Source organism: Sphingobacterium puteale, from assembly GCF_050986225.1.
Classification (GTDB): Bacteria; Bacteroidota; Bacteroidia; order Sphingobacteriales; family Sphingobacteriaceae; genus Sphingobacterium; species Sphingobacterium puteale.
Genome location: NZ_CP158959.1, coordinates 5,356,266 through 5,380,183 on the forward strand (window position 1 = coordinate 5,356,266; position 23,918 = coordinate 5,380,183).

At 38.6% G+C, this 23,918-nt stretch carries 31 protein-coding genes; 16 read left to right on the top strand and 15 right to left on the bottom strand.

Annotated features, from left to right (window positions below):
• Positions 1 to 65: 65 nt before the first annotated feature.
• Together ABTV71_RS22470 and ABTV71_RS22475 are read right to left on the bottom strand one after the other, a co-directional pair.
• Positions 66 to 287: a methyltransferase type 11 gene (locus ABTV71_RS22470; protein ID WP_121126369.1), complete on the bottom strand. Its 222-nt coding sequence runs from the start codon at positions 285 to 287 to the stop codon at positions 66 to 68.
• A gap of 127 nt (positions 288 to 414) precedes the next feature.
• A complete protein-coding gene (locus ABTV71_RS22475) occupies positions 415 to 723 on the bottom strand; it encodes a hypothetical protein (protein WP_121126368.1) in 309 nt (102 codons plus the stop codon).
• Between the two features lie 637 nt (positions 724 to 1,360).
• Here ABTV71_RS22475 and ABTV71_RS22480 point away from each other — a divergent pair.
• The gene (locus tag ABTV71_RS22480; RefSeq protein WP_433901170.1) at positions 1,361 to 2,395 is read left to right on the top strand and encodes a hypothetical protein; all 1,035 of its coding nucleotides are present in this window, start codon (positions 1,361 to 1,363) and stop codon (positions 2,393 to 2,395) included.
• A gap of 92 nt (positions 2,396 to 2,487) precedes the next feature.
• On the opposite strand, the gene ABTV71_RS22485 is transcribed toward ABTV71_RS22480, so the two are convergent.
• Entirely contained in the window at positions 2,488 to 3,081 is a 594-nt protein-coding gene (locus ABTV71_RS22485) for an HD domain-containing protein (RefSeq protein WP_433901171.1), read from the bottom strand.
• Between the two features lie 188 nt (positions 3,082 to 3,269).
• On the opposite strand from ABTV71_RS22485, the gene ABTV71_RS22490 reads away from it, so the two are divergent.
• The 12 genes from ABTV71_RS22490 to msrB all read left to right on the top strand — a co-directional run bounded on the left by ABTV71_RS22490 (position 3,270) and on the right by msrB (position 12,090).
• The gene (locus ABTV71_RS22490) at positions 3,270 to 4,292 is read left to right on the top strand and encodes an LLM class flavin-dependent oxidoreductase (RefSeq protein WP_121126364.1); all 1,023 of its coding nucleotides are present in this window, start codon (positions 3,270 to 3,272) and stop codon (positions 4,290 to 4,292) included.
• A gap of 13 nt (positions 4,293 to 4,305) precedes the next feature.
• Entirely contained in the window at positions 4,306 to 5,391 is a 1,086-nt protein-coding gene (locus ABTV71_RS22495; RefSeq protein WP_433901172.1) for an NAD(P)-binding domain-containing protein, read from the top strand.
• 97 nt (positions 5,392 to 5,488) lie between these two features.
• A complete protein-coding gene (locus ABTV71_RS22500) occupies positions 5,489 to 6,262 on the top strand; it encodes a helix-turn-helix domain-containing protein (protein ID WP_433901173.1) in 774 nt (257 codons plus the stop codon).
• Positions 6,263 to 6,357: 95 nt separating this feature from the next.
• A complete protein-coding gene (locus ABTV71_RS22505) occupies positions 6,358 to 6,855 on the top strand; it encodes a DUF1772 domain-containing protein (RefSeq protein WP_433901174.1) in 498 nt (165 codons plus the stop codon).
• Positions 6,856 to 7,110: 255 nt separating this feature from the next.
• Entirely contained in the window at positions 7,111 to 7,614 is a 504-nt protein-coding gene (locus ABTV71_RS22510) for a hypothetical protein (protein ID WP_121126360.1), read from the top strand.
• 49 nt (positions 7,615 to 7,663) lie between these two features.
• Positions 7,664 to 7,843, top strand: a complete 180-nt coding sequence (locus ABTV71_RS22515; RefSeq protein WP_121126359.1) for a hypothetical protein — start codon at positions 7,664 to 7,666, stop codon at positions 7,841 to 7,843.
• A 156-nt stretch (positions 7,844 to 7,999) separates the two neighbouring features.
• Positions 8,000 to 9,082 carry a hypothetical protein gene (locus tag ABTV71_RS22520; protein WP_433901175.1) on the top strand — a complete coding sequence of 361 codons (1,083 nt, stop codon included), beginning with the start codon at positions 8,000 to 8,002 and terminating at the stop codon, positions 9,080 to 9,082.
• Positions 9,083 to 9,147: 65 nt separating this feature from the next.
• The gene (locus ABTV71_RS22525) at positions 9,148 to 9,549 is read left to right on the top strand and encodes a DUF3784 domain-containing protein (protein WP_433901176.1); all 402 of its coding nucleotides are present in this window, start codon (positions 9,148 to 9,150) and stop codon (positions 9,547 to 9,549) included.
• Positions 9,550 to 9,633: 84 nt separating this feature from the next.
• Positions 9,634 to 10,185 (top strand): sigma-70 family RNA polymerase sigma factor, encoded by a 552-nt coding sequence (locus ABTV71_RS22530; RefSeq protein ID WP_121126356.1) that lies wholly within the window; start codon positions 9,634 to 9,636, stop codon positions 10,183 to 10,185.
• Between the two features lie 11 nt (positions 10,186 to 10,196).
• Positions 10,197 to 10,466 (top strand): hypothetical protein, encoded by a 270-nt coding sequence (locus ABTV71_RS22535; protein WP_147430517.1) that lies wholly within the window; start codon positions 10,197 to 10,199, stop codon positions 10,464 to 10,466.
• A gap of 85 nt (positions 10,467 to 10,551) precedes the next feature.
• The gene (locus tag ABTV71_RS22540; protein WP_121126354.1) at positions 10,552 to 10,995 is read left to right on the top strand and encodes a DUF417 family protein; all 444 of its coding nucleotides are present in this window, start codon (positions 10,552 to 10,554) and stop codon (positions 10,993 to 10,995) included.
• Positions 10,996 to 11,001: 6 nt separating this feature from the next.
• A complete protein-coding gene (gene msrB / locus ABTV71_RS22545) occupies positions 11,002 to 12,090 on the top strand; it encodes a peptide-methionine (R)-S-oxide reductase MsrB (protein ID WP_433901177.1) in 1,089 nt (362 codons plus the stop codon).
• A 928-nt stretch (positions 12,091 to 13,018) separates the two neighbouring features.
• On the opposite strand, the gene ABTV71_RS22550 is transcribed toward msrB, so the two are convergent.
• Complete coding sequence (locus ABTV71_RS22550) at positions 13,019 to 13,825, bottom strand: LexA family transcriptional regulator (RefSeq protein ID WP_121126352.1); 807 nt, start codon at positions 13,823 to 13,825, stop codon at positions 13,019 to 13,021.
• Between the two features lie 361 nt (positions 13,826 to 14,186).
• On the opposite strand from ABTV71_RS22550, the gene ABTV71_RS22555 reads away from it, so the two are divergent.
• Positions 14,187 to 14,810: a hypothetical protein gene (locus ABTV71_RS22555; protein WP_121126351.1), complete on the top strand. Its 624-nt coding sequence runs from the start codon at positions 14,187 to 14,189 to the stop codon at positions 14,808 to 14,810.
• A 74-nt stretch (positions 14,811 to 14,884) separates the two neighbouring features.
• Here ABTV71_RS22555 and ABTV71_RS22560 read toward each other — a convergent pair whose 3' ends face one another.
• The 4 genes from ABTV71_RS22560 to ABTV71_RS22575 all read right to left on the bottom strand — a co-directional run bounded on the left by ABTV71_RS22560 (position 14,885) and on the right by ABTV71_RS22575 (position 16,773).
• On the bottom strand, positions 14,885 to 15,397 hold the full coding sequence (locus ABTV71_RS22560; protein WP_433901178.1) for a hypothetical protein: 513 nt from the start codon (positions 15,395 to 15,397) through the stop codon (positions 14,885 to 14,887).
• A complete protein-coding gene (locus ABTV71_RS22565; protein ID WP_433901179.1) occupies positions 15,354 to 15,731 on the bottom strand; it encodes a hypothetical protein in 378 nt (125 codons plus the stop codon). Before ABTV71_RS22565 ends, ABTV71_RS22560 begins: the two co-directional genes overlap by 44 nt.
• Entirely contained in the window at positions 15,718 to 16,212 is a 495-nt protein-coding gene (locus ABTV71_RS22570) for an N-acetylmuramoyl-L-alanine amidase (protein ID WP_433901180.1), read from the bottom strand. The genes ABTV71_RS22565 and ABTV71_RS22570 overlap by 14 nt, the downstream gene beginning before the upstream one ends.
• A 303-nt stretch (positions 16,213 to 16,515) precedes the next feature.
• Positions 16,516 to 16,773, bottom strand: a complete 258-nt coding sequence (locus ABTV71_RS22575; RefSeq protein ID WP_433901181.1) for a hypothetical protein — start codon at positions 16,771 to 16,773, stop codon at positions 16,516 to 16,518.
• Positions 16,774 to 17,251: 478 nt separating this feature from the next.
• Here ABTV71_RS22575 and ABTV71_RS22580 point away from each other — a divergent pair, with 478 nt between their 5' ends.
• The gene (locus tag ABTV71_RS22580) at positions 17,252 to 18,142 is read left to right on the top strand and encodes a hypothetical protein (RefSeq protein ID WP_433901182.1); all 891 of its coding nucleotides are present in this window, start codon (positions 17,252 to 17,254) and stop codon (positions 18,140 to 18,142) included.
• Between the two features lie 169 nt (positions 18,143 to 18,311).
• Here ABTV71_RS22580 and ABTV71_RS22585 read toward each other — a convergent pair whose 3' ends face one another.
• Positions 18,312 to 19,469: an FAD-dependent oxidoreductase gene (locus ABTV71_RS22585; RefSeq protein ID WP_433901183.1), complete on the bottom strand. Its 1,158-nt coding sequence runs from the start codon at positions 19,467 to 19,469 to the stop codon at positions 18,312 to 18,314.
• A 27-nt stretch (positions 19,470 to 19,496) separates the two neighbouring features.
• The gene (locus ABTV71_RS22590) at positions 19,497 to 20,255 is read right to left on the bottom strand and encodes a helix-turn-helix domain-containing protein (RefSeq protein WP_433901184.1); all 759 of its coding nucleotides are present in this window, start codon (positions 20,253 to 20,255) and stop codon (positions 19,497 to 19,499) included.
• Positions 20,256 to 20,754: 499 nt separating this feature from the next.
• Between ABTV71_RS22590 and nudK the strand changes: the two genes are divergently transcribed.
• A complete protein-coding gene (gene nudK / locus ABTV71_RS22595; protein ID WP_433901185.1) occupies positions 20,755 to 21,336 on the top strand; it encodes a GDP-mannose pyrophosphatase NudK in 582 nt (193 codons plus the stop codon).
• Positions 21,337 to 21,359: 23 nt separating this feature from the next.
• Here the strand turns inward: nudK and ABTV71_RS22600 are convergent, their stop codons facing one another.
• From ABTV71_RS22600 to ABTV71_RS22620, 5 genes are all read right to left on the bottom strand, one after another.
• Complete coding sequence (locus ABTV71_RS22600; protein WP_121126342.1) at positions 21,360 to 21,782, bottom strand: hypothetical protein; 423 nt, start codon at positions 21,780 to 21,782, stop codon at positions 21,360 to 21,362.
• A 68-nt stretch (positions 21,783 to 21,850) separates the two neighbouring features.
• On the bottom strand, positions 21,851 to 22,282 hold the full coding sequence (locus ABTV71_RS22605; protein WP_121126341.1) for a MarR family winged helix-turn-helix transcriptional regulator: 432 nt from the start codon (positions 22,280 to 22,282) through the stop codon (positions 21,851 to 21,853).
• 45 nt (positions 22,283 to 22,327) lie between these two features.
• Positions 22,328 to 22,963, bottom strand: a complete 636-nt coding sequence (locus ABTV71_RS22610; RefSeq protein WP_433901186.1) for a nitroreductase family protein — start codon at positions 22,961 to 22,963, stop codon at positions 22,328 to 22,330.
• A gap of 12 nt (positions 22,964 to 22,975) precedes the next feature.
• On the bottom strand, positions 22,976 to 23,344 hold the full coding sequence (locus ABTV71_RS22615; RefSeq protein WP_433901187.1) for a DUF1304 domain-containing protein: 369 nt from the start codon (positions 23,342 to 23,344) through the stop codon (positions 22,976 to 22,978).
• 3 nt (positions 23,345 to 23,347) lie between these two features.
• A complete protein-coding gene (locus ABTV71_RS22620) occupies positions 23,348 to 23,773 on the bottom strand; it encodes an organic hydroperoxide resistance protein (RefSeq protein WP_433901188.1) in 426 nt (141 codons plus the stop codon).
• Between the last annotated feature and the right edge of the window lie 145 nt (positions 23,774 to 23,918).

The window sequence follows — 23,918 nt, forward strand, 5'->3', positions numbered from 1 at the left end:
AAATTTTTATACTTATTTCCTGGTGCCTTTATAGATTATGTCAAGCCATCCCCACAGCTCAAATGTTATACGATCCGTTCACATTCATACCCCCAGTCAAACATCTGCTTCATAACGCTACTGGCGTCGATATCCGACTGAGAAGACTCTATTCTTAAAATATTTTCATCATCATCAAGATCAAAGTTAATTTTATATGCGGAGAACAGCCCCAGAAGCGTTGTGACAATTTGTTGTGCTTCCCTGTATTTACAGACGTTCGTTTTAAATATTTCAACCCTTTTCATTGTATTATATTTCACTAAATTCACCGAATTCTATCACACGCGAATAACTTGCTCAGCCTTTCGAATTACTTTCAATCACTCTTTTTACGTAAGCCTATATCCTGTTGACCTGTCTTTCAGATGTCTACTATTTATTCTTTAATACCTGCTGTAAATCTGTAGGATACCTCGGCTCTGCTGTAGGCACTGAATCCGTATGATAGACTTGTAAAACATCATGAAAAACTTCGTTATCTTTCTTTTTCCCAGTGTTCGAAAACAACGCTATAATTGCCACAAATAACAAAAGAATCAATGCATTAAAAAGATGTGCCATACCTGTAGAAACTAAATTATTAATATCTAATTTCCAAAAAGAGAGCAAGTTCTCCCAGATACTTTCGGTGAAAGGCACATTTAGCTCGGTAAACGAACTCTTTTTTCCTTTTAACAACATAATGCTTTTCTTTATTTAATCATTCGTATCGAATAAAATCTACTGCATATTTTATCAAAAAAAAGAAGAGGCAATGCTTCTGATGCCAAAAGCCAACGGCACTAAATGAAGTACAAATTGCACAAAGAAAAAACCACATTAGAAAAAAATGTGGCTTCGTTGGTATATGGATTAAAATGGCCTCTTAGAAGAAACTGTTGTGTTAATATGCGTGGGTTATCTGATCTGATCGCCACCACGGCAAACTGCCCGGCACTACCATCTATTTGTCGCTGCGCATCTTTGGGACAATGTACCCAGCGCAAGTTGTCGCCTCCATACTTAACTCCCATTAGTGAAAACCAAGGGATTTGTATCCATTACATCGTTTTTTATATTATAAAAACACTGACCCAATGGCTAAGCAAATGTATACAATACCATTTTTATGATCACTTCACATTTACAATTCGTTTAAGGTGATTTATTATTCGTTTAAATAAAAAGAAAATACGAATAGCACTTTCATCAGGTTTCTGCAGAAACCGTAAACTAATTTGAAACAGAAAAAAAAGACACAAATGTGTAATTTTTAAATAAATAAAAACATTTACAAATTTTATAAGCACATTTGTTTATCTAACCAATAAATTAAAAAATGCTTCTGAAAAATTGGACATTACTTTTATTCGCATTTGGACTGGGTTTAATTTTAAGTTGTACAAAAGATCCTGTGATCAAACCCAAAATAGAGCCGCCCACGCCCACAGACACAACGAAGGTTACTGTTCCCAAACCCAAGGACTCACTTTTTGAACGCAAATCAGTCAGTTTTGTGGTCAAAGAACACTTTGTCGATGAAACGGTAGATCAACAACTATTTTTAGGTAGCCTTTGGAACCTTAAAGACACCACAAAGGGTTTATATTTGGAAAACATTCAGTCCAAAGCAAAGAACTTTCCTATTTATGTCATGGCGAATTCAGCAAAAGAAGAAATTGGACATTTTTTACCATCCTATGTGAGCATATTGAATTATGCCAATTTATTCAGGAACACTGATCTCTCGGGATCGCTAGAAATGGATTCAAGAGATTTTTCCGATTATGCTGAGATACAATTATATATTCCTCTAAACAGGGATATCGAAAAAGCGCTCAATCTTGTCAGGCATAGTGATTCGACAACTGTCCAAAAGGCTCACAGTACCTTCAGACACACCTTGGTGAGGAGATTAACCTTAGATACCGATCAAGTTGATTATTTCTCAAATTACCGGGAGTCAGACCTGAATAATCTGAAAAAATTGGGTTATTCCCCCTATTTTATTCTATCCGTCAATTATGGCTATCAACTTGTCATCGCAGCGGAAGGTGATTTCACAAGAGCTGACATGAATAGAGCTATTGATAAATTGTTGGAAGGAAATTCATTGGATAATATGGATGAGCAAGTTCTCAATGCAACAAAACTACTTATCTACTATAGAGATGGAGGTCAGGAAACCTTTATTCGACATGCTGTCAATTTTCAGGAGATCAAAAATACAATTTCTGCGTTGAACCTTCGAATGGAAAGTAATTTTGATAATTTTACTTACCCGCTAAGTTATCTTGCCATGCATATCAGCACAGGCGAAATTTTGGGGTATACCAATTCCTTTGATTTACAGGTGAAGAAAAAAAGTAAATAAGGCCACCCGATCAGGCGGCGATTGTAAAAAATCAGATTCGACATTGAGAGAATATACTTTGTCATAAAGTACGTTCTCTCATCAGTACAAAATCATTCTTTCTTCAAAATACCCTTTTTGACTCCCGCATCGATCAAGTTTTCCGCATACTCCCATATTACCTTGGACCCCGCTTTGATGGCACTTTTTTTTGCATAGACCTTCGTATAGTTCACACCAGGCTCATTCCAGGTACCGCCGTTGTTGGAACTATTCTGTAACAGTGGTTCTAGGCGATCCATTGCCCTTGCGAATCTTGCCTCAGGGGTCTCTCCGGCTTCAAATTCCTCCCATATGGTAATAAGTTCTTCCGCTTGAGATTTCGGTAAAAGTCCGAATATTCTATGGGCTGCCATACGCTCATCCTCCGTATTGGTATGTGCTTTCTGCGTATCGTAGATAAAAGTATCGCCAGCGTCAATTTCAACAATATCATGGATCAACACCATCTTAATAACTTTCAATAGATCCACTGATTCGTCTGCGTGCTCAAATAAAACCATCGCCATTAACGCTAAATGCCAGCTATGTTCTGCATCATTTTCACAACGGTCGCTATTGAAAAGCTTGGTCTTTCGCTGAATGTATTTTAGTTTATCAATCTCCTTGATAAAATCAATCTGTCTTAATAATTTCTCCGGTGTCATCGTTATGCTATGATCAGGTATACGTTATACAAAATTAGTAGATTTATAAGTTCCGTTAATTGCCAAATAGCAATTAACGGAATAGCTCTTCCGATTGCAGATTTTATTGACATCCATAGGACAAACCCAGGCTCACAGATCCGTGTAGATTTATTAAATTTGATCAACATCAAATCCCATCTTGACGAATGAAGAAAATAGGATTTTTATCTTTTGGGCATTGGTCCAAACATCCTGCTTACAGTACGCAGACTGCAAGTGACACCTTGCTTCAGTCCATCGATCTGGCTGTAGCAGCAGAAGAAATAGGCGTAGACGGAGCCTATTTTAGGGTACATCACTTTGCGAACCAGCTGGCGTCTCCTTTTCCCTTACTGTCTGCTATTGGCGCCAAGACCCATACGATTGAAATAGGTACCGGAGTCATTGATATGCGCTACGAGAACCCATTATACATGGTGGAAGATGCCGGGGCTGCAGATTTAATTTCAGAAGGTCGGTTACAATTAGGAATTAGTAGGGGTTCACCCGAACAGGTGATAGACGGTTGGCGCTATTTTGGCTACGAACTCGCTGAAGGGGAAACCGATGCTGATATGGGGCGTAGGAAGGCACTGGAATTTCTGGAAAAGCTGAAAGGGGTAGGTTTTGCCGAACCCAATCCGTACCCGATGTTTCCAAACCCTCCGGGCCTGCTCAGACTAGAGCCACATGCAGCGGGACTACGTGACCGCATCTGGTGGGGAGCGGCATCGAATGCAACAGCTGTATGGGCGGCTCAAAACAGCATGCATTTACAAAGTTCGACATTGAAATATGATGAAAATGGGAAACCTTTTCATATACAACAGGCTGAACAGATACGTTTATATAAAGCAGCATGGAAAGAAGCAGGGCACCCCGGCGAGCCTAGAGTTTCTGTGAGCCGGTCAATTTTCGCATTGGTAGATGACTTAGATCGGTATTATTTTGGGCAGGAGTCGGACCGTGCAGATAAGATTGGATTTATCGAAGCGGACAGACGCGCTATTTTTGGCCGCAGTTATGCCGCCGAACCGGATCAACTTGTCAAAGAACTGGCTCAGGACGAGGCCATCCAAGAAGCAGATACCATTCTCTTAACCATTCCAAACACCTTAGGTGTAGATTACAATGTGCATGTGCTTTCCGCTATTTTGGAACATGTCGCACCTGAATTAGGGTGGCGTTAGCTATCTCATACAAATGATAAACAACATTCGTTACAAAACCAAAATCGCAGTAATCGGCGCGGGCCAAGCCGGTCTTTCTTCAGCTTACCACCTGAAAAAACTGGGACTGGAAATTAATCGGGACTTTATTATTCTGGATGAAGCCCCTTCCCCCGGCGGCGCATGGCAATTTCGATGGCCTTCACTGACACTAAGCACAGTAAACAGAATCCATGACTTGCCGGGGATGTCATTTGAAGAAACATTGACAAACAGTGAGACTGAAGTGCAGGCAAATATTGCTGTTCCACATTACTTCGATCGCTATGAAAAGAGGTTTGGGCTACAGGTATATCGTCCAGTCAAAGTAGATCGGGTATCTTTACACGGGGCACGTTTTCACATAGATACTGCGGAGACCCTATTTTCAGCGGAAGGCATTATCAATGCCACAGGTACCTGGGAGAGCCCTTATATCCCTCATTATCCCGGAGCAGATTTATTTCAGGGGGAACAATTGCATACAAAAGACTTCAGAACAGCGGACTATTTTCGAAATAAACACGTTATCGTTGTCGGCGGCGGAATATCGGCCATCCAGTTGCTGGATCAGATTTCAGCAGTAACAACCACAACCTGGGTTACCCGGCGACCGCCTCTGTTCCGCGAAGGACCTTTTGATGATATGGCCGGTCACAATGCTGTGGCGATGGTCGAAGAACGGGTCAGACAGGGATTACCGCCGTTGTCGGTCGTGTCGGTCACGGGCCTCCCCTATTCCACTGAAATCCAGGCGACGGAAAAACGAGGTGTACTCACGAGATTTCCCATGTTCAGCGAAATTACGGCGACGGGCGTAAAATGGGAAGACGGCCGAGAAGAAAGGGCTGATATTATCTTATGGAACACCGGATTTAAAAGTTCATTGAAGCATTTGGAGGCAGTATTACCCAAAGAAGAAAATGGGGGCATTTTAATGGACGGTCGCCTTGCGACAATGGTTGCTAAAGAGCCTCGAATTCATTTAGTTGGTTATGGCCCTTCGGCCTCCACGATCGGAGCCAACCGAGCGGGAAGTGCTGCAGCAAGGGAACTTGTCAAAACATTGCATCTTTTGTAGTACTATTTTTGGTCGGCATCAAATCAGAATTGCTGTATCAGTAAAAATCTCTTTATATTTAAGCCTATTTAAATCTTAAACAGAAATAGTTATCACGATGGATATCCAAAATATTGTTCCAGATCAATCCATTGCCCTTTTTGTCAAAAATATTCTCGTATTCGAAAACAGCGAATCCTTAGAAACCATCCTGCCGTTTTTTGCGGATGGATATCCCGGACTTCTATTCCATCAAACCGAAAATGGTATAACCATACAGCCGCATGGAAAAAAAATGCCAACATTTTTTTTATATGGCCAAACGATCAAACCCATCAACATACATGTGAACGGCCATTTTAAAATCGTTATTTTTCAATTGTATCCATTTGTTTTACGCGCTTTCTGGGGGATCAATCCCCAGGAGATCAATGACGGCTGCCATTATCTGACGACTGGGCCCGAAAACGATATCAACAAGATTATTTCAAAAATCCTATTCGCCTCAACCATAGAAGAAAAGATCAGGATTATCGCGAACTTACTGCTCGATTATTTTAAACATAAAAGTAATAAGCTCGATTTCCTGGTAAGAGAAGCAATCCAATACATCATCGACAGCAGGGGAATAATTGCTATCAAAGAAATCGCCGAAAAAGAAAAGCTGAACATTCGTACACTGGAACGAAGATTTCTCAGAGAAACGGGTATTTCCGCAAAGCAATTCGCAAAAATAGTCCAATTTCAGTCTTCACTCAACCAACTGGAGACAAAAGATTTCAGCAAGATAAATGATATCGTTTATGCGAATGGATACGCCGATCAATCACACTTTATCCGGGTATTCAAAGCCTTTACGGGGGTGACTCCCAACACGTTTGGCAAAATCTAGTATTGTCGTTTTTGTTCTATTTTGAATGTTTGTTGATTCCGAATTTTACGTAAAGAAAATTAAATAAAATCGTTATCTATTTAAATTCAAAAGCAATGAAACTACAAGAGATCACTTTAGGAGCAGCAACAACTACTTCAGCATTAATAGCAGGCCTGTTTTTCGCCTATACATTCTCCGTCAATTTAGGGCTCCATAAATCGGATGACAAGACTTATTTGATAGCGATGCAAAATATCAATAGAGAAATTTTAAATCCTGCATTTTATAGCTGTTTTCTAGGAGCACCATTATTATTAATTGTTTCATCGGTATTGTATTTTGATTTATCATCTCCGAAATTCTATCTGATCCTGACGGCATGCATAAGTTATATTGTTGGTGTATTTATCATTACCGCAGCTAAAAATGTTCCGCTAAACAACCAATTAAATTCATTCGATCTTGCAAAAGCATCATCGGAAGCCATCTATCGGATGCGACTTCGTATTGAAGATCCTTGGGTATTCTGGAACAATATACGAACCGTATTCTCCATTATCACCTTAGTTTGTCTAATTATCAGCCTTATTTTTTTTAAATCCAAAGGTTAACAAAAAGCGCAGGATTCCGTTAAAACTGCTACTTACCATTTTCTGAAAGCATAGGCGGACACCCCAAGCTATCGCAGGAAACTGATCCCGCCAAAAGCGAAAAAAGCAAAAGAGCTTACGGATTTAAATTTATTTACAACGGATTTAAACCCTACTATATTGAACTGTAGATTCTATTGTACTTTTATGAAAAATAAGAGCAAAAAACGCAGTTAATATCATATTAAAATATCAAAAACAATAAAACATATTCCTATGGAAATACAAAGAATAATTCCAGCCTTGTTACTTGCATCCCTGGGTTTAACATCCCTATCATCATGCAATGGTACATCAGTGGATACGATTAAGGCAATGGAATCCAACTACGACAACCATAACAAGACCATTGAACTAATTGGTGAGTTCGACGCTCCATCCTTTACCTTTTCATCGGGTAATTCAAAGACAATGGCAATGAATTTTGTTGTGAAACCGCATGCGATCAGCTCCGAAAAATTTACAGCATTCAGCGTGATATTACCGGTTGGCACAGAAAACAACAGTGTTCTATTTGAACTTCCGGCGGACCAAAAGAACTATACACTCAAAAATTTCCACGTCATTGATAAAAATGGGGAGAAAACCAATCTCGACACACATACTACGTTTAAAATGACCGGCACCGTACATTACAATGAATTAGAAAAGCCTGAAGCTGAGCGCGACAAAACTAATTTCAATTACAAGATAACGGACGTAACATTTGAAAAAGACTAAAATACGATTACGCAAATCTGATCTAATACATTATTAAAAAACTAAAAATATGATAAATATTGAGCTTGGAAACAGCTTCTCATTTGGATGGATAATTATTGCAATTGCCTTGATCATGGCACTGGGGATTTACATTGCGTACCGAAAACAACAAGTGATTAAAGTAAAATACATCATCGCGGTAATCGTGATGTTGGTAGTAGGAATAAAATGGCTTTTTGAAAATTAAATGCAGCGTGGTATAACGTCCGGTAGCTGCGCTACAAGCTATCTTCAATGACCTGTGGGATAAGTAAAAAACTTACAGCGTTGAATAGATTTATTTTTGTAAATTCAAATTTGAAGGTGCGCGCGATCGCCACCAAATGTCAAAAGTCAGTTTACGATGAAGTTTATTTTCGCTTTTAGTATTTTTTTATTTTTTTCCTGTGCATTCGCTCAGGAGCATCCCCAGTTTATTCCTTTCAAATCCGAAGGTAAATTAGGTTTATTAAAGATTTCCGAGACGGAACTTGTCCCGCCCGATGCTTTTGTGGACGGCCCCGGTAATTATGATGTGGTCGGAGATTTTCAAAGTTATATCATCGCGAAAAATGAAGGCGAGGACGAGGTCATTGATGCCCGTTCTGGAAAAGCGCAGTTTGTTGGACATCTGGATCGCACATGTGGCCTTTTGAAAATCAACAAAGACAGCTATTATCACTTTGAGGTAAATGGAAGCTCTATTCTGTTAAATTCGGCAAGTTCGCCAATACAACTTACGCACTCCTACAAAAAAATCGAACCAAATCAGGATGCTTGGGACAACGAAAGCGTGGATGGTAAACAGTATCTCTGGGCGTTAAAAGAAGATGAAACCTACGCTGTTTTGGACGCTAACAATAGTTTTGTTCCAATAAACTCCTTACCCAAATTTGAAAGCTTTGATCTCATATACCGAATAAACGAAAATGCACCTTTGACCCTGATCGGATTTGTGCTGGGAAGCAAAACCGCAATCCAACGTACTTTTGGTCAGAAATACGGTATACCTGAGTCGAGTCACACCGTGGAAGTCTACAATACCAGTTTTAAAAAAATAGGCAGCACAGTTTATAAACGTGAGGCAATTGCAAAACTATTCAACCAGAAAATTGAACTACGCGGCAGTATGATGCCACCTCCCAGTATGGCGAACCAGATACTTATTCCTCATAACAAAGCTATTGTACTGAACAATGAATTTAGCTTAATACCGGCAACGGACGATCCCGGACAACTGGTATTGGTTAACACCCAACAGGGAAATGCTCCCGTCCTGGGAAATGACCATTTTGATTACAGATATATCAGTACATCCCAAAATCTAAAAGCGCTCCTACAGATAAGACATGCCGAAACAGGAACTTTCTTTTATTTTGATTTTAACGGGCTATATTTCCCAAAAGGGCTTCCTTTAATCCCTAAGAATTACAGGAAATGGAACTAACAGAACGAAGAAAGATTTCAATGGAGAATAAACAAAATACGATCACAAATATCAATTTTTAACAGATGATTATTTTGATTTTAGTATTAAGTGCAATGCTGGCGACTGTAGCTTTTCTAGTCACCGAAAAAAATGCAGACGCATCACTTTCTGGATATAACACACTTTCCACAGCTGAAAAACAACAATTTGATATAAAGGCTTTTATTCCATATTTCCGAAAATTTCATCTATTACTAGCGGTTTCATATTTGCTGATTTCTATCTTCCTGCTCTTCGCTATCAGTTCGCATTGGGCGAAGATTTTTAGTATAGCTTATCCTCTGCTTGCTTATATATTTTTTATCTGGAAAGCCAATAGCTTTTTCCTAAAAAGGAATAAAAAACAGTATATTCTTTCAATTGCTGTCATTTGCTTTCTTTTTATTGTGCTTATAGCGATGATGGTTCTGTTTTTAAGGGGCTGATCCTTTGATAGCCATAATCAATCCTGGTAGGATCGAAAGTATCAAAAAAACTATTTCTAATTTTATAGGATTATCGTTGACTACATGGACAAACGCTCAGAACATATACAACAATGGATCGACACCTACAGTGAAACACTTCTCAATAGTGCACTTTTTTTGTTATCTGACAAACAGGATGGGGAGGATATTGTCCAGAATGTATTTATTTCCGCATTTGAATCTTACTATTCTTTCGAAGGCCGAAGTAGTGTGAAAACCTGGTTAATGGCTATTCTCAAAAATAAAGTCGCTGAATTTTACCGCAAAAAATATCGACACACAGAAAATGTTCCACTGGACCGATATTTTGATCAGGAAGGATCATGGAAACATGCCGATATCCTACAAGACTGGAATGAACAAGACGAAAACCTGCTTGACAACAATGATTTCAACAAAGTAATGGCGGATTGTATAGATAAATTACCTTTAAAATGGCTTATCCCAATAAAGCTTTACTACCTGGAAGAAAAAAAAGCAGACAAAGTATGTCAGGAAACAGGCATTACGACAACTAACCTATGGAAGATCCTTCAACGTGGCCGTATGCAACTTCGGGAGTGTCTGGAATTCAATTGGTTTAACATTTTATGATTTTGTAAAGGATGGTAAGACGACTCATACATCTGCTATTGATGCCCTGCAGGCAGGCAACCCTACTCATGGAAAAGCGAAACACGAACAGCATAACGTCCCTACAAAAAATCCGTCTAAACGCGCACCTCATGATCTGTAAATGGTGCCGCGCTTATAGCCGTAAGATCAATGTAATGGAAGATGCGATGAAAAAAATATTTACACAGGACGTTCCTGACAGATTCAACAAAACTGATTTACAACTATTTAAAGATAAATTAAAAGAAAAACTGAAATAATAAGATTTTTTTGTCAGGAATTTGAGGTGCATACTACTAAGAGAGAAACAATAGAAACAATTTAAATGTTAGAAAAATGCATCCCATGACACAAACAAAAAATCCCACGACCCCATCATCGCAATGGGGGTTTTACATGTCCACATTTGGCGTTGTTCTCATTCTTCTGTGGCTTGGAATATTCAAGTTTACAGCGACAGAAGCCATGGCCATTAAGCCATTGATAGCAAATCATCCGCTTTCTTCCTGGTTGTATCGCCTGCTAAGCGTACAAACAGTATCCAATATTATCGGCATCTTTGAAATCGTGGTTGCCCTACTTATTTTACTAAGTTTAAAACTCAATCCGCTGAGGCGATATGCCGGTGTGGGATTATGCATTATTTTTACAATGACCCTCAGTTATCTTTTTACCACTCCCAATATGTTGAGATATGTAAATGGGGTTCCGGTAACGGACTTCTTTATCCTCAAGGACATATTATTTCTTGGATTTGGAATCAATTTACTACAATCAGCTAACAAATAAAAGATCATGAAAATTATATCGACCATTACTATGCTCATCCTTTTTGGCTTCGCGATAGTAAAAATAGGCTTTACAAAAAGTGAAGAAAAGGTATCAGTTTCGGGGGAGAGTACCGTAGATTACAGGCTAACCAAGGAAATTTATTTCGCTGGAGGGTGCTTTTGGGGAACAGAACATTATTTTAAACAAATAAGAGGCGTAACGGCCACCGAAGTTGGTTATGCGAATGGAAAACTAGCCAATCCCAGCTATGAACAGGTATCCGAGGGCAATACTGGTTTTGTTGAAACCGTAAAAGTCAATTACGACCCGGCCAAAGTTGATTTGAAATTGTTGATTGACTTATACTTTAAAACGATTGACCCAACAAGTTTGAATAAACAGGGGAATGACATAGGTACGCAATATAGAACCGGAATTTACTTTACAAAAAAAGAGGATGAAAAAACGATCCGGGGAGAAATCGAACAGCTCGCGAAAAACTATAATTCCAAACTTGTCGTCGAAATTGCTGCATTACGTAATTTTTATACTGCTGAAAATTATCATCAGGATTATTTAGGAAAGAATCCGGGCGGCTATTGCCATATTCCGGCGGACCTATTTGAAAAGGCCCGGCAAGCAAACCAGCCCACGCGTTACAAGAAGATAGATAAAAAAATTTTGAAGAAAGAATTGACACCATTACAATATGATGTCACGCAAAATAGTGCGACCGAAAAGGCTTTTGACAATGCCTACTGGAATGAATTTAAGGAAGGTATCTATGTTGACATTACAACCGGCGAACCCTTATTTATTTCGACAGATAAGTTTGAGTCAGACTGTGGTTGGCCGAGCTTTTCCAAGCCGATTAGCGATAGTTTAATTGCCGAAAAAAACGATAAATCTTTTGGAATGAGCCGAACTGAAGTGAGAAGCAAAACAGGTGATGCTCATTTAGGGCATGTTTTTAATGATGGTCCCACCGAAAAAGGGGGATTGCGGTATTGTATCAATAGTGCCTCCTTACGCTTTGTTCCAAAAGAACAGATGAAAGCCCAAGGTTATGAGAAATTTATTCCTTTATTACAGAAGAGCGATAAATCAAAGTAGTATCCTACTCCCGATAGCCTTATTCGTAACGAGAATAAAAGTTTATTTATCTGTCTATAACTTGTTATTTTAAGATCTGCATAAGCTATTATATTGCGGCTTTTTGGATACTACCTTATAGATCAGCTATCGTAAATGTATCGGAAGTATAGGAACAAAAAAGCCAGGTTAAAAACTGGCTTTAAAAATAAACATATGATGGATTAGTAAATGGCTTCGACTGGATTTAAAATACCTTTATAAATTTACTTTTAAAGGTTTCCACGGAAACGTGAATAAGCTGTTCGATAACGACCGTCGCGGAGTCTTTGCTAAACTCTTCTAGAAATTTTCATAAATCATTTACTCTTACAGGAACAAAATACTGATAGGTATCTTCTATACTATTCTCAGACTTAAGTATATTATAACCTTTACGTTTCAAGTCCTGAAGGATATCACTCGTCAATGGTATATTCATTTTACTATTATTCCTATCTCAGACGTTCATCACGCTGTCCATTTAATTGTTCGGATTTATAGGAATTGAAAGCAATGAACATGCAAGAATAATGAGCAACCAATGTTCTTATATGTACAACGATATATCCTAGCGCATTATATATACTGTTCGACGCCGGGACATCATACATTAAACACATTCATCAGCTTTCAATCCGTGTTCAAATATAGTAAACAAAACTAATTAAATTAGCTTTATTTACTATATATTTTAGCTGAAAAATAACAAACTATTACCTATGGCATTTAATTCGACGCGGCCGGTTTTTACAACAAACAAGACAAATCCCCGGAAATATCAATTGAGGCTTACCAATCCGTGCTTGCATACCGAAAAATACACGCTGCTAATATTTGGATGAACATGTTTTCATGATGGTCAATCGTCGTCAGGTAGTTTTGTTGCGAATACCACTTCAGCGGAGTCCTATAATGAACGGCTGATATCAACGACATTGAAGATCTGATCCACGTCATCCAAACTAACTTCAAAGTCCGGATAGGTCGCTTTATCCGAATTTAGCGAACGTAATGTAAGGATTCCGTTCGCGACATCGTGATGGGCGATTTCTTTAATGATTACTCCTTCATATCGATGAACGATGACCCAGTATCTATATTTATGGGTATGGAATTTCGATTGCCAGAGCTCCCGTTTAATCAGACGCCCAGTAACAATATCACCATCCAGAACACTGGCGTCAGTCCCATCGGTCATACTGTCACCACTAACTTCAAAAGAACGGTAAGCCCCCTTGTGAAATTCATTCACCGTAATAAAATGTGCTGGTAAATCATCCATGTATTCGGCATCTGAGAATCCCGAAAGATAACCCGCTTTTGCCTTCTCAGTAACGAGCTTAGTTTGCATCAGATATCGTCCGGGCGATACCTCAAAGAATATATTGTTCTTATTTTCATCAATAAACTTAACGTCATTTGAAAAATACCCAATTGATTTTCCATTCCCAACGCTGACTGCTGCAAGAGCATCAGACTGAACGAATATACCTGACTGGGCTCGCTCCCCCTTCCCATACAGCAGCCAGTCGTATTGAACCTGTGGAAAGGCATTTTGAATCCGTGTTTTCATGGTAAGTCCAATTGGATATTCCCCTTTCTTAATGCGGGAATATACCTGCTCACGCACGCCCAATAAACTCGCGAATTCCCGATTGGTAATCCCCATCTCCAAGCGTAAAACCTCAAAATTATTATGTGGATAAGTTTCCATGTTTTTATAGGATAAGAATAAATGTTACACTAATTCATAACAATCTGACACTAAGTTACACAAGATATTAAACCTAAACAAATAAATAAACAAATAAAACACATTAAACACTAATTATGAGATAGTTATAATTAAACAAATAAGTTTAACAACGGTAGTAAACAATAAAAAAATGCGTAAAATAAAATTCAAAACACTTGAATGATTAACAATTTTGTTTAACTTTGTTTAACAATGAATTCACATCGGTAAATTATATCCGAGAAATTTATTAGACGTCAATGTCCCATCAATGGCTTCGCTTAACGAATAACAAAAAGACAGAGAAAAAAACAGGTATATACTTAAAAGGAACATCAATATGGAACGCTTCATCACAACGCATGCACAGCTAAACGGATCCGTCGGATTAAACCGGAAGGATATCAGAAATCAGAACATTATTTCAAAACAAGCACAGGAAATGGAGCTTATGTCAGTTCTATTTCCACAACAAAAATTAACTGCTGTAAAAATGCAACGAAATAACAAGACCAATTCCCGACGCATGAACACATTATATTACTCTTTCATTTTAAGCTTCTTAAAAGAAAATCATCCGGAAATATTAAGATCAATTGACAAAATTTATGAGCCTGATCTTTCCAAAATCAGTCAAGTCATCGACTGTTATTGTGAATTTATGGGTATACCCACCCAACAGATCATGGGTGAATATATCAATTATAAAGATATTCAACATCGCTACAAAGCAATCGCGGTAGTCTTGCGCATTTTTCAGCCAGAAAAATTAGACAACTTAAAAACTAAAGTAAAGAGCACAATATACAAGGAACTTGGACCGTATTTAAAGATTAATAGTGATACCTTACAAAAATCCATTATCTGCGCATGCAACCAATTTGACTTATATAATGATTTTAAGAAAGATATCAAACAGGCGTCAAATTACTATTTCATTCATAAACGTTTCAATGATAAGTAAGATGATTTTCCCAGAAATTATACCGATCATAAAATTAGTGAGCTCAACACTTTCTCTGATCGGTATAATAACCCTTAACCTTTTCGCCATATCTTCCTTCGCAGCCACCAGAGCATAAGGCTTGCCAGGACAAGTAGACCAGTAATAAAAAATAGCATACTTGTTACCATTGGTCGCTCCGTTCGTCTTGTCGTTCTTTCCGCTGACTTTAATTTTTCATCTTTGCGCAGTAGATTTTCAATGACCAGCTGACTTTGTCCAGAAATAGACTTCCGGAATACATTGCTGCTATCCGCATAAAGCGTCCGTTTTTTATTGATCTTCCCTTTACCTATCCGTACAATTCCATCCGGACTGATCTCGATTTCCGCACCCTCGATCTGCATAAGATCTTCAGATTGTTTCAGATTTCGGACGTAGGACTGCCCAACCTCCAAATGACTGCTACTGGAATCTATTTGTGACGATACCATCACTTTCCCCCTTGCCTCAAGCATATGCGATTCACTTGTCTTTACTGTTTTTTTAAATAGACCGCAGCTACTAACGAGTAGTAGCATTACGGTCAATGCAAGTATATTTTTCATTTTTCACTTTTTTTAATTCAATCTGCAATTCTTTATAAAGCTTCATCAGATCATCATATTTCACCTGTAACTCCGCCAAGGTCTTTGAACAGGCCATACGATCGTCATTGGCCAGCCTGAGTCCTTCATTGAGGTCTTCAATAATTGCTCTTAAATGTTCAATGTCTTTTTCGAGCCGGTTTGCGTAACCTTCCCATTTGTCGATGACTTTCCCGGCATTCTCTACATTCGTTGCTTCCACTTCCGCCTGCTGTTTAGGCCGTCCAACAAGGTAACCACCGATAGCCGTAACGATAGGGATAATCAATTTTTCTAAAATCTCAAGTATTTCCATAGTAGTTCTTTTTTATGAGTGATTTAAACTTCATCCATGGGAACTGTTTTCCCGGATCCTCTTTTCTTCCCGGAGCAATATCACTGTGCCCTAAAATTTCCTGAATCGGATAATGGGCAACGATTGCCTCACAGACTTCAATCGCCGCAGCAATCTGCTTCTCCGTATAAACCTCATTTCCTTTATTTTGCAGCTCGATCCCAATGCTATAATTGTTCAGATCTTTTAAACCAGCCCATGAACTCAGTCCCGCATGCCAGCATTTAATATTGAACGGTGCCAATTGTGTCACTATACCGTCCCGGCTGATATGCACATGGGCCGAAACCCTGCTCTGGGGATCCAACATCCAATGAATCGCACTAGTGGCATTGGATGCACCATCATAATGCATAATGATAAAAATAGGGCTGATAACACGGCCTTTATTAGATGTCTCGTGATAGGAAACTCCTACCAATTTGTTTTTTTCAATATCCATATCTTCTTATATTATTGATGATTTATTTCTATATTCAGCGCTTTTCCTTATTAAAATCCGGAGTTTAGTTTTATTCAATAAAAGCTGTCATGCATATTTCAGCTAGTATTTCAATACAAATTTATTTATGGGCAGCACCTGAAAAATGAAATATTACGCATATACAAGCGGTATGAAACAACTACCGAATATCAGTGAAAGAATCGCTTCTTTTTATTCCTGATGTAAAAATAAAAGCCACTTCGGACTGATGTGGCTTTAAAATTGGCGCATGGATTCGTTAAGAATATATGATCATGATTGTTAAATGTTGGCAATAAAATGAGCTTTACGAATATAACTTCTGGCTTCTAACCGACCGATAAGAAAATTCGCCAATTCAAAAGCGGTCATAGCATCACTGGGACAATCTACAAGACTTGCTTCCACTGCTCGTCCGTATTCATTTGTTGATTCGATCTTGGGCAGTCGAACCGGCATACAGTCAATACTGTTTTTTGCCAACAGCTCGTATCCAAGCTGTTTGTCCACGGTGGATAGAGGATAGTGTGTTTTCATCATTTTTTGATCAAATGGGCTATCGACATCTACACCTGCAATAAAGATATAACGTTTTACTCAGACTCGTTTGACAAAGAAATGTATTGTCCCGAAATCATTGACCGAAAATTAGCACTCCTTTGGTCGGATAAAAACATTTTTGTTACTCTTTTGTTATTTGATCGTTATAGCATAGGATGAGTTATACCGTGAAGGCTAGGAAATCGGTTCGCCTAGCCTTTTTCATCAGTCCCGCCATTTTCGGAATTCGATTTCCGATAAATAAATGAGGTCCCTAAAATAAAGCAAAAATTTAAGATTCCTTGTTAGCCACCCTAACCAAAAGAAGGTTTAAAAAGCCGCTTGACCTCCTTCGTTCTTTTTTATTAAATTAGAGACCGATCAATAATTTTCATGATGGAATTCATACTATCATAAATCGAAATATGCGTAAAACAATTAAATAGAACAAAAAATCTTCAATAGAAATTAATTACAAATGGATAAATTCAGTCTTTTAGTTGGGAATGATATCAACAATATTTCTCCGGGGATCAGTTGGAGCGATTTATTGACCAATATTAAAGCAAAATATCAGCTGACGGGATTGGAAAATGGGCAAAAACCTTTCCCAATGTTATATGAAGAGATTTTTCTAAATGCGATCAAGATGCAGCAGCTTAATGAGAGGGAACTTAAAACATATATCTCGGACAGCGTCTCCCAAATAAAGCAAAATGAAATACACCAATTAATCCGATCTCTTCCGACTAGGAATATCATCACAACAAATTATGAATTCAGTCTGGAAGGCCCCACAGCAAAGGTTAATACAAGTCTTGTCAGGGAAACAACCTATAGTGTTTTTCGTCGGCATGAAACAGCAGATAAAACATTTTGGCATATCCATGGGGATTGTGACAATCCGACCTCCATCAATCTGGGCTACGAACATTATTGCGGACAGCTCCAAAAAATGAGAGATTATGTTGTCAATGGCACCAATTACACGTCTGATACAGTATTTAAAGCGGCATTAATAAAAAGGCTGAAGCAAAAAAAGAACCTGAAACTGCAATCCTGGATAGATCTTTTCTTCACACAAGACATTCATATCCTGGGTCTTTCACTGGATTTTGTAGAGATTGATCTCTGGTGGCTATTGACCTATCGTGCTCGAAATAAGTTTTATCGAAAGAGTAATTTTATTCAAAATCAGCTATTTTATTATACAACAAAAAAATGGCATCAAATCGCTGTGGATAAAATGCAATTACTCAAAGCTAATGATGTGGAAATTATTGTTATTGATGAATCGGACAAAACAAAGTATTACAAAAAGATATTGAAAGAGATCAAAAAGCGCTATCAGCTTCCACCAGATAAATAATCCTTTTTATATGAATAACCAGAACGGAGTTTTTATAAGATTTTTGTTTCAGCGTATAGCACACTTTTTGAAGGCGCACTATGCATAAAAAAGGCATTTCCTCAATAGAGTCTCATTGACAAATTTCAGAAAAGTTGATCTTAACACTTTTTCAGCGATCGTTTTCTCTCTATTCTTCAGTTTCAGTAAAAAAATCCAGCATCTGTTGCAAAGCAGTTGCCGAATGCATTCTGTCACTATTTTCCAATGTATCCTGTGTCGCTGCGACTCCCCGTTGAACCATCTGTTTTTCAAAATAGGAAAGTGCAAGTTCTAAGCTTTCAAAATTGCCATCTGTCAGGCACGCCGCAAGTTCAAATGCATCTTGCATGGCAACATTTGCGCCCTCTCCCGCAAAAGGCGGCATACGGTGGGCAGCATCGCCAATCATGGTGAGATTAGACTGCGTAATCCAACTTTGATCGAGCGGAAAATAGTACTGTGGCCGAGGTATAAAATACACATTTTCGTTAGCAAAAAATTCCTCCCAGGCTTCCCCCCAGCCCGAAAAATTAACATTTAGCCAATCGGAAACCTGTTGTTTAAGATTAACATCATTAGACTGCTCTTTAAAAACATGTTCGGGCGCTTTTGTACTGGCGACAAACATAATGGATCCATCTCCTTTCGTTCCATACCCAATGAATTGTTCATCGCCAAAAGCCATCACCTTCCCTCCTTTTGTAAATTCAAATAGTTTAGGGGCATTTTTTTGCGCATCATAAATATTTCCCTCTACCAATGTAATTCCCGAATAAATTGGATTGGGTGCATTGAGATAAGGACGTATTTTAGAATTTGCACCATCGGCGGCAATAATGAGATCCGCATAGGCCGTTTGTCCATTTTTAAATTGCAATTTCCAGCCTTCGCCTTTTTTTTCCATTGAAACAAAATGACGATTCCAGACCACAGTATCTGTATTCAGCGAATTCAATAAGATCTCACGTAGTGGAGCGCGATCAATTTCTGGTCGGTTTTCGGCAACTGCGGCGATATGGTCATGATCGTCAAATATAACATGGAGTTTCTTATCTACGATACGTAACTTACTGGCTGTCGGACGATGATATTTATAGAATTCGTCAATAAGTCCAGCACGTGTTATCGCTTCAAGACCTGTTCCTTCATGAAGATCCAGTGTAGATCCTTGCACACGTACCCCGCTGTCAATATCGCGTTCATAAACTTGTATATCCGCCCCGCGCATCTGTAATAATCGGGCAAGGGTCAAGCCGCCTATTCCACCGCCAACGATGGCAATTTTTTTGTTTTCAATTAACATCATAGTGTTCTTAAAATATTTAAGACAAAACTATTTCGATGTCAGGGAAGATAATAGTATAAATCGGTCATTTTTATTTTTTAGCAATTCCTTAGGAACCACTCCTGCGAATTTCTTGATTTCTTTGATAAAATGATTCTGATCAAAAAAATGCTCCTCAGGAAAGAGCTTGCCCTGTGCTATATGATCTAAAGAAGCCCGAAAACGTAAAATGTTGGAATACGCTTTTAGGGAGAGCCCAAACCACTGATTAAAATAACGATTGATCTGTCGACTTGTCCAGCAGACTTTTTCTGAAAGCTCAGAAACTGTTACAGAGCCTTTACTCTTGTATATAAGATCAAATAATTTCTGTTTACGCTTATCGATAACTGTCGGTAAAACTGACAGCAACAATTGGGTAGATTTTTCAATAAACCGATCAAAATTTTGTAGATCCTGCTCACTAAAACCCAAAAAATCTTCCTTCAATAATTTACCGGAATTTATAATATCAGCTATGCTCTCCTGTAAAATATATTCTACTGCAAGTAACTTTAAACTAATGCAAAACATTACGCAATCAACTGGAATTGATGCCTGCTCATGTGGCTGTGTACCCAGGCCGAGCAATAGAATCCGGAAACCATCTGCCGGAGAGCAAAAAAGAAACAAATCCACCCGTCCATCCGGTAAGCCTATTGTTTCTTTTACCTCATTTGAGTGATTATATAGACACCAAAAACTATCCACAAAATTAGAAAGCGGGTCATCGGGTTTAATAATCTTGTAATATAGCCCTTCTTCCATTATATTATTCCACTTGTATATTATGACGTTCTTATTTATTGATTCATGCCGCTTTTATCCTTTGTTAAATTTAAAAATTAATCTCACAACATCGGGGGATCAATTCTTTTATTAACACAGAAATATACTACCGATTCCGACAGGCTTTGCGGAATAAATTTTCGTCTATTTGAAAAGCCGTTGTTCTCATAGCACGTTTATTGTTCGGCAGTATTTTCCAAATCTTCTTCAATAACTAATATCGAGTTCGGTGCCGTCATAGGATATAAATCAGGAGCCTTCGGTTATAGGGAATTTAAGTTAGACAAAAAGGTATTGGAAGATGGGTTAAAATAAAAAACAACGTGCGCTACCGGGAGCATTAACATACAGGACTCAGCAAAAAAAATTAGGATGCCATGGAAAAAAAACATGAAGAATAGCCTAGGTAGAACTATATTTTCCTATTTTATCTGGAGCGTATTACTTACTTTTATACCTTGACCTTAACACGCTAAAAATGGCAATCAAAGATATTGAAATTGTAAAAACAGAAATTCTATCCAATAATTGGTATACCTTAAAAAAGGTCACCTATCAATATACAAAACCAGACGGAACGGTGCAACAGCAAAGCCGCGAAGCTTATGATCGAGGAAATGGAGCCGTAATACTATTATATAATAAAGAATACAAGACTGTCATTTTGACCAGACAGTTCAGAATTCCAACCTATATCAACGGAAATGAATCTGGAATGTTAATTGAAGCCTGTGCTGGTTTATTGGATCAAGATTCGCCACAGGATTGTATCCGTCGGGAAACAGAAGAAGAAACAGGTTATCAGATCAAGGAAGCAAAAAAGATATTTGAAGCGTATATGTCACCCGGTTCGGTTACCGAAATTCTACATTTCTTTATCGCGGAATATACGAACGGCATGAAGATCAGTGATGGTGGTGGATTAGAAGAAGAAGAGGAAAATATAGAGATACTGGAGCTAAATATTCAAGATGCATTAGCTATGATCGAAAGCGGCGAAATCAAAGATGGTAAGACCATTATGCTACTGCAATATATTAGATTGAACAATATTTTGTAGCGATATCCTCCCAGCCGAACATCTTAATGGACTACCGCTGTAAAAACATACTTGGCCTGCTGAAAACTGATCGTTGATGGTATGTAATGTGGTATCCCCATATACACCTGTTCGGTACCCGTTCCTAAAATATATTGAGACCCTTTCTTAAGCAAAACAAAGGGTCTTCTTTTTTTCTGTCCCCAGCCAAAGGGAACATAGTAATAATCACCAGCCAGCGTATCTTTTTTGATATTCCCCTGAATCTCTCCTGAATCAATTTCACCACCCGGGCGATAAAATCGTAATTTCCCATGAAAACGGCTTTCAAAGAGATTAAGTTCAAGTTGCGCACTATCGCGATTACTATAAGCAACGTACTTCGATAGCTCTGCATCCCTTCTCTTTTCCTGGCAACCTGTAAATAGGAGGACAAACAGGATAAAACAAATTGCAATTAACCGCATTCTTCTGATAAAATTTGACTAGCCATTGATTCAGCTAAAATACAATTCGTAAATCTAACACTAAAATATTAGCCGTTACCTACGTTTGTCACGATTTTATCTGCTAAAGCTTTAAGCTGCTGCATATCGGAATAATCCAGCTTTAAGGCTTCAAAGATCTGCATGGGAATGCAACTCGCTTTTTCTTTCAGTTCTGTCCCTTGTGTAGTTAATTGTATCTTCACGACCCTTTCATCTGTTTTGCTTCGGGTACGGGTGAGCAATGACTTGCCTTCCAGCCGTTTCAGTAAAGGTGTAAGGGTTCCGTTATCCAAAAACAACTTTTCCCCAAGCTGGTTTACGGTTTGTCCGTCATTTTCCCATAGGGCCATCATCGTAATATATTGCGGATAAGTCAAATCTACCTCTTCTAAAATAGCACGATAACGTTGCATAATCTCCCGATGCAAAACATATACAGAAAAACACAACTGTTTGTCCAATTTCAATAAGTCATCCATTTTACAAAGATATTGTTTTCTTAAAGTCTGAAGATCAGGAAGTGCCTATTTATATTCGACGACAAATTCTTCTTTTGGCATTCTCACTTTTTTCATGGTAGAGATCCAATCACGAGAAGCGTCGGCAACACCGACATACATTAACGATACACTTTTCAGCCCAAGTTTATCCAACTGCAGCACCTCATCCACAACTTTATTATCAAAGCCCTCTGCCGGAGTACTGTCTACCCGCAATTCGGCTGCTTGTGCCAAGGCTAAACCCAATGCGATATAAGTTTGTCGGGCAGTATGGGCAAAATTATGCTCTGCTGCCTCATTTAGATAAATGGACTTCAATTTATCTGTATAAGATCCGAAGCGGCCCCGCGGCAAATCCCGCTCATCTGTTGTGAAATCATATACTTTATCAATGCGCTCTTCTGTATATTTATCCCAGGCCGCAAAAACCAGCACGTGAGAGCATTCGCGCATACAGTCAGGATTTAAGGCACCTTTTGCCAGTTCATCTTTCAAAGCCTGATTTTCGACCACCAATACTTTAAATGGTTGTAGCCCCGAAGATGTTGGCGCAAAGCGTGCTGCCTCCAATATCTTATCAATATTTTCTTGTGAAACCTTTTTTGTAGGATCATACGCTTTCACAGCATGTCTCCATTGTAAGTCTGTAATTAATGACATTTAATTGCTATTTTATTTTGAAAAAAGAACGGATAATATCGCCAACAATGCCGGAATCCCCTGTACAAAGAATATCTTTCTACCTGCCGTAAAACCGCCGAAAATGCCTGCAACAAGAACACAGCCCAAAAAGAATAGGCGAACATTATCGCTCCAGCCCGGATCGCTGATAAAAAACGACCAAGCCAAACCGGCTACCAAGAAGCCATTATATAAACCTTGGTTTGCGGCCAGTCCTTTTGTGGGCTTAAACAGTGCATCGGGAAGCGATTTCCCGAAACTACGCCGTCCTGCAGTCTCCCATGCAAACATTTCCATCCAAACAATGTAAATATGTTCTACCAGGACAAGTAGAGTAAGCACAGTGGCCATATGATCCATATATTATTCGTTATTTGATACTGTTAATTTTACTTCGATATTACCTCTGGTCGCATTGGAATACGGACATACCTGATGCGCTTTCTCAATCAGCTGCTGCGCAATGTCCAAGCTAACCGCAGGGATATTCGCATGCAATTCTGCCGCAAGTCCAAAACCGCCATTCTCCAATTGACCAATGCTCACCCTAGCGGTAACAGCCGTCTCACCTGTTTGTATCTTTTCTTGTCGAATCACTAAATTCAAAGCACTGTCAAAGCAGGCAGCATAACCAGCCGCAAAAAGCATTTCTGGATTTGCATAATTATCATTTGCACCACCAAGCCCCTTCGGCATCCGAACCTCCAGGTCCAATACACCATTTTCACTTTTCACCTGACCGTTTCGGCCGCCTTTGGCGGTAGCCCCTATTGTGTATAACGTTTTCATATTTTATTTTGTTTTGTTTTCGTTTCAACACCACAAATGTAGATTGAAAAATTATATTGTGCAAAATATAATTACTCTATTGACATTAAAATGAAAATTGGCGGCAATCCGAAGGGATAGGTCGTGGATATTTTGAGTTAATGAA